The 13,041-nt window shown below is 73.3% G+C and carries 14 protein-coding genes; 10 read left to right on the top strand and 4 right to left on the bottom strand.

The window, feature by feature from the left end; all coding sequences use genetic code 11:
* The first annotated feature begins 108 nt into the window (after positions 1 to 108).
* The 6 genes from KG111_RS08400 (at position 109) to KG111_RS08375 (ending at position 4,550) form a co-directional block, all read left to right on the top strand.
* Positions 109 to 417 (top strand): hypothetical protein, encoded by a 309-nt coding sequence (locus KG111_RS08400; protein ID WP_205290195.1) that lies wholly within the window; start codon positions 109 to 111, stop codon positions 415 to 417.
* A gap of 15 nt (positions 418 to 432) precedes the next feature.
* Positions 433 to 810 carry a hypothetical protein gene (locus tag KG111_RS08395; RefSeq protein WP_205290194.1) on the top strand — a complete coding sequence of 126 codons (378 nt, stop codon included), beginning with the start codon at positions 433 to 435 and terminating at the stop codon, positions 808 to 810.
* A 107-nt stretch (positions 811 to 917) separates the two neighbouring features.
* A complete protein-coding gene (locus KG111_RS08390; protein ID WP_205290193.1) occupies positions 918 to 1,889 on the top strand; it encodes an ABC transporter ATP-binding protein in 972 nt (323 codons plus the stop codon).
* A complete protein-coding gene (locus KG111_RS08385; RefSeq protein WP_205290192.1) occupies positions 1,886 to 2,689 on the top strand; it encodes an ABC transporter permease in 804 nt (267 codons plus the stop codon). Before KG111_RS08390 ends, KG111_RS08385 begins: the two co-directional genes overlap by 4 nt.
* Positions 2,690 to 2,721: 32 nt before the next feature.
* Positions 2,722 to 3,945, top strand: a complete 1,224-nt coding sequence (locus KG111_RS08380) for a sensor histidine kinase (RefSeq protein WP_205290191.1) — start codon at positions 2,722 to 2,724, stop codon at positions 3,943 to 3,945.
* The gene (locus KG111_RS08375; protein ID WP_205290190.1) at positions 3,942 to 4,550 is read left to right on the top strand and encodes a response regulator transcription factor; all 609 of its coding nucleotides are present in this window, start codon (positions 3,942 to 3,944) and stop codon (positions 4,548 to 4,550) included. The genes KG111_RS08380 and KG111_RS08375 overlap by 4 nt, the downstream gene beginning before the upstream one ends.
* A gap of 9 nt (positions 4,551 to 4,559) precedes the next feature.
* Here KG111_RS08375 and KG111_RS08370 read toward each other — a convergent pair whose 3' ends face one another.
* The 4 genes from KG111_RS08370 to KG111_RS08355 are packed head-to-tail and all read right to left on the bottom strand — an operon-like array spanning position 4,560 to position 8,380.
* Positions 4,560 to 5,723 carry an acetyl-CoA C-acetyltransferase gene (locus KG111_RS08370; RefSeq protein WP_205290189.1) on the bottom strand — a complete coding sequence of 388 codons (1,164 nt, stop codon included), beginning with the start codon at positions 5,721 to 5,723 and terminating at the stop codon, positions 4,560 to 4,562.
* A gap of 35 nt (positions 5,724 to 5,758) precedes the next feature.
* Complete coding sequence (locus tag KG111_RS08365) at positions 5,759 to 6,394, bottom strand: TetR/AcrR family transcriptional regulator (protein ID WP_205290188.1); 636 nt, start codon at positions 6,392 to 6,394, stop codon at positions 5,759 to 5,761.
* Complete coding sequence (locus KG111_RS08360) at positions 6,372 to 7,175, bottom strand: SDR family oxidoreductase (protein WP_205290187.1); 804 nt, start codon at positions 7,173 to 7,175, stop codon at positions 6,372 to 6,374. The genes KG111_RS08365 and KG111_RS08360 overlap by 23 nt, the downstream gene beginning before the upstream one ends.
* Entirely contained in the window at positions 7,175 to 8,380 is a 1,206-nt protein-coding gene (locus KG111_RS08355; RefSeq protein ID WP_205290186.1) for an acyl-CoA dehydrogenase family protein, read from the bottom strand. The genes KG111_RS08360 and KG111_RS08355 overlap by 1 nt, the downstream gene beginning before the upstream one ends.
* 41 nt (positions 8,381 to 8,421) lie before the next feature.
* Between KG111_RS08355 and KG111_RS08350 the strand changes: the two genes are divergently transcribed.
* The 4 genes from KG111_RS08350 to KG111_RS08335 are packed head-to-tail and all read left to right on the top strand — an operon-like array spanning position 8,422 to position 13,034.
* Entirely contained in the window at positions 8,422 to 9,954 is a 1,533-nt protein-coding gene (locus KG111_RS08350; RefSeq protein WP_205290185.1) for a FadD3 family acyl-CoA ligase, read from the top strand.
* Between the two features lies 1 nt (position 9,955).
* Positions 9,956 to 11,104 (top strand): acyl-CoA dehydrogenase family protein, encoded by a 1,149-nt coding sequence (locus tag KG111_RS08345; RefSeq protein WP_205290184.1) that lies wholly within the window; start codon positions 9,956 to 9,958, stop codon positions 11,102 to 11,104.
* On the top strand, positions 11,101 to 12,042 hold the full coding sequence (locus KG111_RS08340; RefSeq protein ID WP_205290183.1) for an acyl-CoA dehydrogenase family protein: 942 nt from the start codon (positions 11,101 to 11,103) through the stop codon (positions 12,040 to 12,042). The genes KG111_RS08345 and KG111_RS08340 overlap by 4 nt, the downstream gene beginning before the upstream one ends.
* Positions 12,042 to 13,034 (top strand): acyl-CoA dehydrogenase family protein, encoded by a 993-nt coding sequence (locus KG111_RS08335; RefSeq protein ID WP_205290182.1) that lies wholly within the window; start codon positions 12,042 to 12,044, stop codon positions 13,032 to 13,034. The genes KG111_RS08340 and KG111_RS08335 overlap by 1 nt, the downstream gene beginning before the upstream one ends.
* Positions 13,035 to 13,041 lie beyond the last annotated feature (7 nt).

Genomic DNA, 13,041 nt, shown 5'->3' with positions numbered 1-13,041 from the left:
GTCGTCGACCACCTGTCGATCCCTCGAAGCCTAGCGACGGCGCCGCCGGACAACGCCGCCGGGCAGTGCGTCGGAGGGCCCAACTAAGGTCGGGGGCGTGAAGGACCGATGAGCAAGATGGACGGCCTCCGCGCGATGCGCGAGGCCAAGTACGCCCAGGCCCAGGCTCGTGCCCGCGCCGCGGGCCCGGCGACGACGCGCCCCAAGGCCGCCAGCACCGACCCCGACGCCGCACCGGCGAAGCCGGCTCGCAAGCGCGCCCCGGCCAAGCCCAAGCAGACCTCCGCCGAGGCGAGTCCCAGCACCGAGGCCAGCACCGAGGCCGGCACCGAGGAGCTGTGCGGGCACCGCAACATGAGCGGGCGCACCTGCACCCGCGAGCGCGGCCACGCCGCCAAGAGCCACCGCTACTCCTAGGTCTACCCTGGGGACATGCAGCAGGAGTCCAAGCGGGGCGGGGCCGGCACGGACGTCGCCGCTCGGCGGCGCCGTCACCTCATGGACCCGAACGCCCCGCGCAAGGCACCGGACCCCGAGGACCTGATCCGGCTGCAGACGGTGCAGCGGCGCGTGATCTCGGTGCTGGTGTTCACCACCGTCCTGCACCTGGCCGTGGGCTTCGTCGTCGCGGCGGACCACGTCTCGGCGGACCGTCCGGACGCCCGGATCGCACTGAACGTGATCGGCACCATCTTCATGATCGGCGGCATCGCCTCGACGCTGCTGATCAACGGCCGCTCCTGGCGTACGCCGTGGCTGCTGCTGGGCCTGCTCCCCGGCATCGTCGGCATCTGGTGGACGGTTCTCTGAGCCGGCTCCGACCCGCTGACGTGGTTGGTGTGGGCATGACAACTGTCACGCCCAACCGGTGACGGGGCGCCCTGCCGCGGCCGGTCGGGGGCGGGCAACCTTGTCCCATGAGCAACCCAACGATCCGGGTCCGCGGCCTGCGCCGCACCTACGGCACCGGTACGACGGCGTATGAGGCCGTCCGCGGCATCGACCTCGACGTCGTCGGCGGCACCATCACCGCCCTCCTCGGCACCAACGGCGCCGGCAAGACCTCCGCGATGGAGGTCATCGAGGGGCTGCACCGCCCGGACGCCGGCTCGGTGGAGGTGCTTGGCCTGGACCCCGTCGCCGACCGTGCCCAGGTGCGCCGCCGCGTCGGCGTGCTGCTGCAGGACAGCGGCTTCGCCGGCGACCTGAGCGTGGCGGAGACGCTGCGGATGTGGTCGGACCTGATCACCGCACCCCGCCCGGTCGCCGAGGCGCTGGAGCTGCTCGACCTCACCCACCGCGGTGACGTCACCGTCCGGGCGCTGTCCGGTGGCGAGCGCCGGCGCCTCGACCTGGCCTGCACGCTGCTGGCCCGCCCCGAGGTGCTGCTGCTCGACGAGCCCACGACCGCGCTGGACCCCGAGAGCCGGCACCGGGTCTGGCAGCTGGTGGAGCGGTTGCGCGACGAGGGCGCCACGGTGCTGCTCACCACGCACTACCTCGAGGAGGCCGAAGCGCTGGCCGACCGCCTCGAGATCATGCACGCGGGCCGCATCGTCCGCTCCGGCACGCCGGCGGAGATCGCCGAGGGCCACCCCTCGGTGATCCGGTTCCGGACCCCGGCACAAGCCCCGGCCCAGTGGCTGAGCGACCTGCCGCTGCGCCACGCCGCGAACCACGACACCACCACCTTGGAGGTCGACGACCTGCAGGGCGTGCTGGGCGCGGTCCTGGACCGGGCCGCCACGCACGGGCTGCGCCTGGAGCGGCTGGAGGCCCGTCCGGCCAGCCTGGAGGCGGTCTTCCTCTCCATCGCCGGCTCCCAGCCGCTGTCCGCAGACCAGCCCGCCACCCAGCCCGCAGCCCAGCCCGAGGGAGCAACCCGGTGAGCACCCCGACGATCCAGTCCCAAGCCACCCGCGACGGGTTCTCCCCCGGGCGCACCCTGCGCCTGGCCCGGTGGAACGCGGTGCTGATGCTCCGCAACCGCCTGGCGCTCACGTACGCCGTCGTCGTACCGGTCCTGCCGCTGGCCCTGCTGCTGGCCGGCGAGCGCGGCGAGGTCGGTGCCGGTGCCGCCGCGATCTGCTCCACCCTGCTGGCCGCCGCGCTGTTCCCGGTCTTCTACAACGTGCTCGCCCAGTTCGTGACCCGCCGCGACGAGCTGGTGCTCAAGCGGTTGCGGACCGGTGAGGTGCGGGACGCCGAGCTGCTGGTCGCGCTGGTGCTGCCCGGCGCCGTGATCACGCTGGGCCTGGCCGCGGTGGCGATCCCGCTGGCGATGCTCGCCGGGCAGTCGGCGCCGCTGAACCCGGTCATGTTCCTGCTCGGTGCCGCCGTGAGCGTGGTGGTCTTCGCTGCGTTCGCGCTGTGGACCGCCGGCTGGACGAAGAACGCCGAGGCCGCGCAGCTGACGAGCATGCCGGTGATCGTGCTGGCCGTCGCCGGCCAGCTCTCGGTGGGCCTGCCGGACTGGGCCCAGCGGTGGACCGACCTGACGCCCGGCGCCGCGATGACCGACCTGGTCCGCACCTCCTGGTTCGGCCTGCCCGAAGGCAGCACGGAGCGCTCGCTCGACCTCGCCGCGACCTGGGGCGCCGCTGCGGAGCCGGTGCTGGTGCTGGCCGCTTGGGCGGTGCTGGCGGGCTGGCTGGCGGCGCGGTCGATGCGCTGGGAGCCCCGGGTCTAGGCTCGAGCGCCAGCCGACGGAGGAGGGATCGGATGCGCCGGTGGTCGCAGCTCAGCCAGGTGGAGCGGGTGGACCGCTACACGCGACAGTCGCTGTACCTGTTCTTGTGGGGCTACGTCGCACTGATCTGGTTCAACGGCTACGAGCGCGCCGAGCAGCACCCGGTGGTGTACGGCGCCCTGTGCCTGCTCGCCGCCGTGCTCACGGCGTCCGCGGCGATGCTGATGCGCCGGGTGCTCGCGCTCTACCCGGCCACGGCGCCGCTGCCGTGGCGCAGCATCGGCGTCTTCGCGCTGCTGTGCGTGCTGCTGGTGGCCGCCGGTGCCAGCGTCTCGGGCGGGACCCGCGGCCTGGCGGTGCTCACCGTGGGTTCCGCCGCTGCCTGGACGCTGGGCGGGCTGAGCGACCGGCGGATCCTGGTGGCTCTGGTCCTCGGCATCGCAGCCCTGTTCGGGATCACCACCCAGGACGTCGTGATCGCGCTGGGCGTCACGGTGGTGGTCCTCTTCCTGGTGTTCACGGTCCAGGTGTCGCTGTGGCTGCTCGGCGTCGTCACCGAGCTCGACCAGGCCAGGGGCGCGCAGGCCGCCCTGGCGGTGGCCGAGGAGCGGCTGCGGTTCTCCCGCGACGTGCACGACGTCCTCGGCCGGCGGCTGGCGGCGATCGCCGTGCAGGCCGAGCTCGCCGCCACCCTCGCCGAGCGCGGGGACGCCTCCGTGGCCGAGCGGATGCTGGCGGTGCGCGAGACCGCGCACGAGGCGATGCGGGAGGCCCGCGAGCTCGCCCGCGGCTACCGGGCCACCGACCTGAGCCAGGAGCTCGACGGGGCACGCTCCCTGTTGTCGTCGGCCGGGATCGACGTCGACGTCGCCGTGGAGGACGTGCCGGCGCCCTGGCGGGAGCCGGTGGCCTGGGTGGTGCGGGAGTCGGTGACCAACGTGCTGCGGCACTCCTCCGCCACCCGGGTGCGCATCGGGTACGCCGACGGCGAGCTGACCGTGCACAACGACGGCCCCCTGGCCGCCCAGTCGTCCACGACCGCTGCACGCGGCACTGGGTCGGGCACTGGGCCGGGCACTGGGTCGGGCTCCGGGCTGCGGGGCCTGCGCGAACGGCTCGCGCCGCTCGGTGCCACGCTCACCGCCGAGCCGACCACCGGCGACCGGCCGGGCGAACCCGGCACCGGGTTCCGGGTCGTCGCCCGGTTCCCGGCCATGCCGCTGGAGCCGGCCGCCGCCACGGCGGTGTCGGCATGACGATCCGCCTCCTGCTCGCCGACGACGAGCACCTGATCCGCACCGCGCTGGCGCAGCTGCTCGACCTGGAGCCCGACCTGACCGTGGTGACGCAGGCGGCCAGCGGCGACGAGGCGATCGCGATGGCGCTCAAGCACGACGTCGACGTGGCGGTGCTCGACCTGCAGATGCCCGGCCCCGACGGGATCGCGGTCGCGGAGCGGCTCGCCGGCGCCGGGCGCGGCATCCCGGTGGTGATCGTGACCAGCCACGGCCGGCCCGGTCACCTCAAGCGGGCGCTGGCCGCCGGCGTACGCGGCTTCCTGCCGAAGACCACGTCGGCGCGCACCTTGGCCGAGGTGGTCCGCAAGGTGCACGCCGGTGGCCGGCACGTGGACCCGGAGCTGGCCGCGGAGGCGATCGCCGCCGGGGACAGCCCGCTGACCCCGCGCGAGGCCGACGTGCTCGAGCTCGCCGTGGACGGCGCGCCGGTCGACGAGATCGCCGAGCGGGCCTCGCTGTCGCCGGGCACGGTGCGCAACTACCTGTCCAGCGCGGTCACCAAGCTCGGCGCCGCCAACCGGCACGACGCCTGCGCGATCGCGCGCCGGATGGGCTGGATCTGACGGGCTGGACTAGAGCCGCTCGATGATGGTGACATTGGCCTGCCCGCCGCCCTCGCACATGGTCTGCAGGCCGTAGCGGCCGCCGGTGCGCTCGAGCTCGTTGAGCAGGGTGGTCATCAGCCGGGTGCCGGTGGCGCCGATCGGGTGGCCCAGCGCGATGCCGCCGCCGTTGACGTTGACCTTCTCGTGCGGCGCGCCGGTCTCCTTCATCCAGGCCAGCACGACGGAGGCGAACGCCTCGTTGCACTCGAACAGGTCGATGTCGTCGACCGAGAGACCGCTCTTGGCCAGGGCGTGCTGGGTGGCGGCGATGGGGCCGGTGAGCATCCACACCGGGTCGTCGCCGCGCACCGAGAGGTGCACGATCCGCGCCCGCGGGGTGAGGCCGTGGTCCTTGACCGCCTGCTCGGAGGCGATGAGCATCGCCGAGGAGCCGTCGCAGATCTGGGAGGCCACGGCGGCGGTGATCCGGCCACCCGGCGCCAGCGGGTCGAGCCCGGCCATCTTCTCCAGCGAGGTCTCGCGCGGGCACTGGTCGGTGTCGAAGACCGCGCCGTCGGCGAGCGGGAACGGCACGATCTCGCCGGTGAACCGGCCCTCGGCGATCGCGGTGCGGGCGCGCTCGTGGGAGGCCAGGGCGTAGGCCTCCATCTCCTCACGGCTGAGGTCCCACTTCTCGGCGATCATCTCGGCCGAGTTGAACTGGCTGACCTCGACGTCGCCGTACCGCTTCGCCCAGCCGGGCGACTCGGCGAACGGCGTGGAGAAGCCGTACTGCTGGCCGACCAGCATGGCCGCGGAGATCGGGATCGCGCTCATGTTCTGCACTCCCCCGGCCACCACCAGGTCCTGGGTGCCGGACATGACGCCCTGCGCGGCGAAGTGCACGGCCTGCTGGGAGGAGCCGCACTGCCGGTCGATGGTCACGCCGGGCACGTGGTCGGGCAGGCCCGCGACGAGCCAGGCGGTGCGGGCGACGTCCCCGGCCTGGGAGCCGATGGTGTCGCAGCAGCCCAGGATGACGTCGTCGACCGCGCCCGGATCCACGCCGGTGCGCTGCACGAGCGCGGAGATCGAGTGCGCCGCGAGGTCGGCGGAGTGCACCTGGGCGAGCGCGCCGCCGCGCTTGCCGACGGCCGTGCGGGCCGCGTCGACGATGTAGGCCTCAGCCATGGGAGTGTCCTTTCGAGAGGGTCGAGGCGCGCGCCTCAACCACCGGAGACGGCGATGCCGTCGAGCAGGATGCGGACGTACTGGTCGGCGATGTCGGTGTGGCTGAGCCCGCGCCCGGGCCGGTACCAGCGCACCGCGACCCAGATCGTGTCGCGGATGAACCGGTAGGTCAGCGTCACGTCGAGGTCGGCGCGCAGCACGCCGGTGCGCACGCCCTCCTCGATCAGGGTGATCCACACCTGGCGGGACTGCATGTTGCGGTCGGCGAGGTAGCCGAACCGCTCGAACGTGCCGAGGTAGTCGGCGTCGTTCTGGAAGATCGCCACCTCGCTGGGGTAGCGGTCGATGGCCTCGAAGGAGACCCGGACGGCGCGCTCCAGCTTGGTGCGGGCGTCGTCGCCGCTGGCCAGGATCTCGTCGTACTGGCCGAAGAGCTCCTCCTGGAAGGTGGACAGGATCTCGTCGACCATCGACTCCTTGGAGTCGAAGTGGTGGTAGAGGCTGCCCGAGAGGATGCCGGCCTCGTCGGCGATGTCGCGCACGGTGGTGTTGCGAAAACCCTTGTCCGCGAACAGGCGCGCGGCGATCGTGAGCAACTGCTCGCGCCGCGTCGGCGTCTCGCCGCCCTTGGTCGCCTTGGAGCCGCCGTCAGGCGTGTTGGCTGCTGGCACTGATCACCTCACCGGTCAGGTACGACGAGTAGTCGCTGGCGAGGAAAACCATCACATTGGCGACCTCCCAGGGAGCGGCCGCCCTGCCGAACGCCTCGCGCTGCTTGAGCTCGGCGAGCAGCTCCGGTGAGGTCACCTTCTCCAGGAACGGGTGCATCGCCAGGCTCGGGGAGACCGCGTTGACCCGGATCCCGTGCGGGGCGAGGTCGAGCGCGGAGCAGCGGGTCAGCGCCATCACGCCGGCCTTGGCGGCGGCGTAGTGCGCCTGGCCTTCCTGGGCGCGCCAGCCGATGACGGAGGCGTTGTTGACGATGACGCCCTTCTTGCCGGCGGCGACGAACCGGTTGCCGACGGCGCGGGTGGCGCGCATGGTGCCGGTCAGGGTGATGTCGAGGACCCGGTTCCAGGACTCGTCGGTCATCTCGAGGATGGTGTCGGTGCCGCCGAGGCCGGCGTTGTTGATCATCACGTCGACGCCGCCGAACTCCTCCGCGGCGTCCAGCAGGGCCGCGATGTCGTCCTCCTTGGTGACGTCGCAGACCAGCTGGCGCACCCGGTCGGCGCCGAACTCCTCGGCCAGCGCGGTCTCGGCCTCGGCGAGGCGACGGGCGTGGGTGTCGCTGAACACGACGGCCTTGGCGCCCTCCTCCAGCGCACGCCGTACGACGGCGGCACCGATGCCGGCGCCCGCGGCGGCGGTGACCACGACGACCTTGCCGGCCAGCAGGCCGTGTCCCGGCACGTAGTCGGGGGTGGGCTGCTCGGGACGGTGGACGGTCATCAGGACCCCTTCGGTTCGCGTGGCAGGCCGAGCACACGCTCGGCCAGGATGTTCTTCTGGACCTCGTCGCTGCCGCCGTAGAGGGTGTCGGCGCGGGAGAAGAGGAAGAGCCGCTGGTGCTCGTCGAGGTCGTACTCCCCGGTGCCGCGGGTGAGCAGGCCATCGCGGCCGGCCACGTCCATCGCGACCTCGCCGAGGGTGCGGTGCCAGTTGGCCCAGGCGAGCTTGAACACCGAGCCCGCGCCGTTGCCGGCCGCGGAGTCCTCGCCGCCCTGGACGAGGGCCAGCGAGCGCAGCGCGAAGCTGCGGATCACCGACAGCTCGGCCTTCATCGCCGCCAACCGGTCGCGCACGACCGGGTCGTCGATGGAGCCGTTGGCCTTCGCCCGCTCCACGACGCTGTCCAGCTCGCGGGCGAAGCCGACGGTCTGGCCCAGCGTGGAGACGCCGCGCTCGAAGCCGAGCAGGCCCATCGCGACGCCCCAGCCACGACCGGGCTCCCCGACGATCATGTCGGCGGCGGTCCGGGCGCCGGAGAAGAAGACCTCATTGAACTCCGAGCCGCTGGTCAGCTGCTCGATCGGGCGGACCTCGACGCCGTCCTGGCGCAGCGGGACGAGCAGGAAGCTCAGGCCCTGGTGGCGTGCGGAGCCGGGCTCGGTGCGGGCGACGACGAAGCACCAGTCGGAGAGGTGGGCGAGCGAGGTCCACACCTTCTGCCCGTCGATCACCCACTCGCCGCTGGCCTCGTCGAGGCGGGCGCGGGTCTGCACTCCTGCAAGGTCGGAGCCGGCGCCGGGCTCGGAGTAGCCCTGGGCCCACAGCTCGCGCACGCCCGCGATCTCGGGCAGGAACCGCTTGCGCTGCTCGTCGGTGCCGAAGGCGATGAGGGTGGGGCCGAGGAGCTGCTCCCCGAGGTGATTCACCCCGGCCGGCGCGTTCGCGCGGGCGTACTCCTCGTGGAAGATCACCTGCTGCCACAGCGACAGGCCGCGCCCGCCGTGCTCGACGGGCCAGCCCAGGGCGGTCCAGCCGTGCTCGGCCAGCAGTCGGTTCCAGGCCAGGCGCTCGGCGTGTGCCTCGTGCTCGCGGCCGGGGCCGCCCCGCCCACGCAGCTCGGCCCACTCGCCGACCAGGTTCTCATCAAGCCAGGTCCGCACCTCCTCGCGGAAGGTGCGGTCCTCGGCGCTCTCGGTCAGGTCCACACGTGCAGCATACCAAGCAAATGCTTGGTAGGGTGCTCGGCATGGACACGATCCCCGCCGTCCTGCGCGCCGCGGCTGCCGCGCACGGCAGCCACCCGGCCTACGTCGAGGACGGTCGGACCCTCGGCTACGACGACCTGCTGACCCACGTGCGCGACGTCGCGCGCGGCTACCTCGCCCACGGCGTCGAGCCGGGCGACCGGATTGTCATCTGGGCGCCCAACAGCATCGACTGGGCCGTCGCCGCGCTCGCGGTCACCTACGCCGGCGCCATCCTCGTGCCGGCCAACTCCCGCTACACCGCCCGCGAGGTCGCCGACCTCGTCGACCGGACCGCGGCCCGGGTCGTGGTGGTCGCCGACGGGTTCCTCGGCCGGACCCAGGTTGCCGACCTGCGCGCCGCCAGCGACCTGGCCTCGGTGCGCCTGGTGCAGGACATCGCCCGCCTCGACGAGCTCGTCGAGGCCGGCGAGACGGTGCCCGAGGAGACCGCGGAGGCCCGCGCCGACGCGGTGCGCCCCGACGACGTCGCCGACATCCTGTTCACCTCCGGCACCACCGGGCGCCCCAAGGGAGCGATGAGCGCGCACCGGCAGACGCTCGGCGTGGCCCGCGCCTGGGGTGAGCACGGCGGGGTCGGCGCCGAGGACCGCTACCTGGCGATCAACCCGTTCTTCCACTCCTTCGGCTACAAGGTCGGGATCATCACCGGGCTCGCCACCGGCGCCACGCTGTACCCGCTGGCGACCTTCGACCTCGACCGCACGATGGCGCTCATCGAGACCGAGCGGATCACCGTGCTGCCCGGCGCGCCGACGATCTACCAGTCGCTGCTCACCGCGCCCGGCCGCGAGCATCGCGACCTGTCCAGCCTGCGGGTGGCCGTCACCGGGGCCGCCGTGGTGCCGGTCGTGCTGATCGAGCGGATGCGCGCCGCGGCGCCGGCGGGCCTGGGCATCGACACCGTGGTCACCGCGTTCGGGATGACCGAGGCCGTGGTGGTCACCATGGCCCGCGCGGGCGACCCCGCCGAGCTGGTCGCCACCACCTGCGGGCGCGCGATCCAGGGCATGGAGACCCGGATCGGCGAGCACGGCGAGCTGCTGGTGCGCGGCGAGTACGTGATGCTCGGCTACCTCGACGACCCCGAGGCCACGGCCGCCGCCATCGACGCCGACGGCTGGCTGCACACCGGCGACGTCGGCGAGCTCGACGCCGACGGGAACCTGCGCATCACCGACCGGCTCAAGGACATGTACATCTGCGGCGGGTTCAACGTCTACCCGGCCGAGGTGGAGCAGGTGCTCTCCCGGATGGACGGCATCGCCGACGTCGCGGTGGTCGGCGTGCCCGACGAGCGGATGGGCGAGGTCGGCCGCGCGTACGTCGTACCGGCTCCGGGAGCGGCGGCGCCGACGCCCGAGGCGGTGGTCGCCTATGCCCGCGAGCACCTGGCGAACTTCAAGGTGCCCCGCGAGGTACGCACCATCGACGCCCTGCCCCGCAACCTCGGCGGCAAGGTGCTGAAGAACGAGCTGCGGGCCCCGGCCCGGAGCACCGAGAAGAAGGACTGAGATGGACCTGGAACTGTCCGACTCCGAGCTGGCCTTCCAGGCCGAGGCCCGGGAGTGGCTGGCTGCGAACGTGCCGGCCGAGCCGCTGCCGTCGATGGACACCCCCGAGGGGTGGGCGCTGCACCAGGAGTGGGAGGCACGGCTCGCCGAGGAGCGCTGGTCGGTCGTCTCCTGGCCGAAGGAGTACCACGGCCGTGAGGCCTCGCTGGTGGAGTGGGTGATCTTCGAGGAGGAGTACTACCGCGCCGGTGCGCCCGGCCGGGTCTCCCAGAACGGCATCTTCCTGCTCGCCCCGATCATCTTCGAGCACGGCACCCGCGAGCAGCAGGCTCGGTTCCTGCCCACGATGGCCACCGGTGAGCGGATCTGGGCGCAGTGCTGGTCCGAGCCGGAGTCCGGCTCCGACCTGGCCTCGCTGCGCTCGACCGCGCGCCGGGACGAGGACCGCGGCGGCTGGGTGCTCAACGGCCAGAAGATCTGGTGTTCGCGCGCGGCGCTGGCGCACTGGGGCTTCGGGCTGTTCCGCTCCGACCCCTCCGCCGAACGGCACCACGGCCTGACCTATTTCCTGTTCCCGCTCGACGCCGAGGGCGTCACGGTGCGCCCGATCGCCCAGCTCGACGGCGAAGCCGGCTTCGCCGAGGTCTTCTTCGACGACGTCTTCGTGCCCGACGCCGACGTGCTGGGTGCGCCCGGCGACGGCTGGCGCGTGGCGATGAGCACCGCGGGCAACGAGCGCGGCCTCTCGCTGCGCTCGCCCGGCCGGTTCACCGCGGCCGCCGACCGGCTCCTCGCGCTGTACGGCGAGCGCCCCGACCCCCGCGTCGCGGACCGGGTCGTCGACGCCTGGCTCAAGGCCGAGGCCTACCGGCTCTACACGTGGGGCACGGTGACCAGGCTGGCCGACGGCGGCGACGTCGGCGCCGCCGGGTCGGTGAACAAGGTGTGGTGGAGCGAGCTGGACGTGGCGCTGCACGAGACCGCGCTGGACCTGCTCGGCCCCGAGGGCGAGGTCGAGTCCCGCTGGCTCGACGGCTACACCTTCTCGCTGTCCGGGCCGATCTACGCCGGCACCAACGAGATCCAACGCAACATCGTGGCCGAGCGCATCCTCGGCCTGCCCCGTGAGCCGAAGGGAGCCGGACGATGAGGTTCGAGCCGACCGCGGACCAGAAGGACTTCGCGTCCTCGCTGGACGCCCTGATCTCCGGCGCCGACCCGGTCGCCGCCGCCCGCGCCTGGGCCGACGGCGACGCGGCCCCCGGCCTCGCGCTGTGGGGCCGGATCGCCGAGCAGGGCGTCAACGCACTGCTGGTGCCCGAGGAGAACGACGGCATGGGCGCCAGCCCGGTGGAGCTGGTGATCGCCTTCGAGGTGCTCGGCCGCCACGCCGTGCCCGGGCCCTGGGTGGAGTCCGTCGCCTACCTGGCCACCGAGCTGTCCGGTGAGGCGCAGGCGGCGATCGCCGCCGGCACCGTCGCCACCGGCGCGGTGCCGCCGCACACGCCGTACGCCCTGGACGCCGACGTGGCCGAGCAGGTCTACGTGGTGGGCTCCGACGGGGTCCGGGAGGCGAGCGTGGGTGAGCAGGTCGTCTCGGTGGACCGCACCCGCCGTCTCTTCACCGTCACCGCCGGCGCGGTGCGCGACTCCGTGGAGCACGCCGACGCCGCCTTCGACCTCGCCGCCCTGGCCTGCGCCGCGCAGCTGCTCGGTGCCGGGGAGCGGGTGCTGGCCGACTCGGTCGCCTACGTCAAGCAGCGCAAGCAGTTCGGCCGGGAGATCGGCTCCTACCAGGCGATCAAGCACGCCCTGGCCGACGTGCGGATCGCACTGGACTTCGCCCGCCCGCTGCTGCACGGCGCCGCGCTGGAGCCCACGCCGCGGGCGGTGTCCGCGGCCAAGGTCGCCTGCGCCGACGCCGCCTACCTGGCCTCACGCACCGGGCTGCAGGTGCACGGCGCGATCGGCTACACCGCGGAGTTCGACCTCAGCATCTGGCTGAACCGGATCCGCGCGCTCGTCGGTGCCTGGGGCACGCCGGCGTTCCACCGGGCACGGATCCTCGACTCGCTGGTGGGTGCCTGATGGACTTCGCACTCTCCGAGGAGCAGACCGAGCTCGCCGCCACGGTGCGGGGCCTGCTCGACAAGCGCGCCGACTCCGCCGCCGTGCGGACGGCCGCGGTGTCGGACACCGGCCACGACGAGGCGCTCTGGGCGACGCTGTGCGAGCAGATCGGCGTCGCCGCCCTCAACGTCCCCGAGTCCTACGACGGCGTCGGCGCGTCCTTCTTCGAGTCCGCCGTGGTGCTCGCCGAGCTCGGCCGCTCGCTGGCACCCTCTCCCCTGCTGGCCTCCGTGGTCGCGGTCGAGGCGCTGCTGGCCGGCGGCACCGAGGACGCCAAGGCCCGGCTGCTGCCGCGGATCGCCGCGGGCGAGATCGCGACCGTGGCGCTGCCCGGCTCCGACGTGGTGCTCGACGCCGACCGGGCCGCGATCGTGCTCGTCGTGGACGGTGACGACCTCGTCGAGGTCACCGGCGCCTGCGCGACCTGGGTCGAGGCGATGGACCAGTCGATCCGGCTGGCCCGGCTCGACCTGTCGGGCGCGGAGCGCACCGTGGTCGGCAACGGCCGGGCCGCCCTGGCGCGGGCCGAGCTCGTCGGCGCGGCCGCCGTGGCCGCGCTGGCCGTGGGGCTGAGCGACCGCGCGCTGGCGATGACGGTCGACTACAGCAAGGAGCGGGTGCAGTTCGGCCGGCCGATCGGCTCCTTCCAGGCGCTCAAGCACCGGATGGCCGACGTCTTCGCGCGCGCCGAGCTGGCCCGCTCGGCGAGCTGGGCGGCGTCGTACGCGCTGGCTGCGGGTGAGGACGCCGAGGACACCGCGTTCCGGGTGCGCGCCGCGGCGTCGTACTGCCTGGAGGCGGCGTCGCTGGCGGCGAGCGAGTGCGTGCAGCTGCACGGTGGCATCGCGATCACCTGGGAGCACGACGCGCAGCTGGTGTTCAAGCGCGCCCACGCGCTGGGCCGGCTCTTCGGCGCCCCGCACCAGCACCGCGCCGCGATCTCCCTCTGAGCAGGCT

This window comes from Nocardioides faecalis (assembly GCF_018388425.1).
Lineage (GTDB): Bacteria > Actinomycetota > Actinomycetes > Propionibacteriales > Nocardioidaceae > Nocardioides > Nocardioides faecalis.
Note: the sequence above shows the minus strand (reverse complement) of the source record. Positions and strands in the feature narration are given on the sequence as shown.

What these genes read in the sequence shown, in the direction of transcription:
- KG111_RS08400 (WP_205290195.1), top strand. Translation starts at nt 109, where the DNA reads ATGAGCAAGATGGACGGCCTCCGCGCGATGCGCGAGGCCAAGTACGCC.
- KG111_RS08395 (WP_205290194.1), top strand. Translation starts at nt 433, where the DNA reads ATGCAGCAGGAGTCCAAGCGGGGCGGGGCCGGCACGGACGTCGCCGCT.
- KG111_RS08390 (WP_205290193.1), top strand. Translation starts at nt 918, where the DNA reads ATGAGCAACCCAACGATCCGGGTCCGCGGCCTGCGCCGCACCTACGGC.
- KG111_RS08380 (WP_205290191.1), top strand. Translation starts at nt 2,722, where the DNA reads ATGCGCCGGTGGTCGCAGCTCAGCCAGGTGGAGCGGGTGGACCGCTAC.
- KG111_RS08375 (WP_205290190.1), top strand. Translation starts at nt 3,942, where the DNA reads ATGACGATCCGCCTCCTGCTCGCCGACGACGAGCACCTGATCCGCACC.
- KG111_RS08370 (WP_205290189.1), bottom strand. Translation starts at nt 5,723, where the DNA reads ATGGCTGAGGCCTACATCGTCGACGCGGCCCGCACGGCCGTCGGCAAG.
- KG111_RS08360 (WP_205290187.1), bottom strand. Translation starts at nt 7,175, where the DNA reads ATGACCGTCCACCGTCCCGAGCAGCCCACCCCCGACTACGTGCCGGGA.
- KG111_RS08350 (WP_205290185.1), top strand. Translation starts at nt 8,422, where the DNA reads ATGGACACGATCCCCGCCGTCCTGCGCGCCGCGGCTGCCGCGCACGGC.
- KG111_RS08345 (WP_205290184.1), top strand. Translation starts at nt 9,956, where the DNA reads ATGGACCTGGAACTGTCCGACTCCGAGCTGGCCTTCCAGGCCGAGGCC.
- KG111_RS08340 (WP_205290183.1), top strand. Translation starts at nt 11,101, where the DNA reads ATGAGGTTCGAGCCGACCGCGGACCAGAAGGACTTCGCGTCCTCGCTG.
- KG111_RS08335 (WP_205290182.1), top strand. Translation starts at nt 12,042, where the DNA reads ATGGACTTCGCACTCTCCGAGGAGCAGACCGAGCTCGCCGCCACGGTG.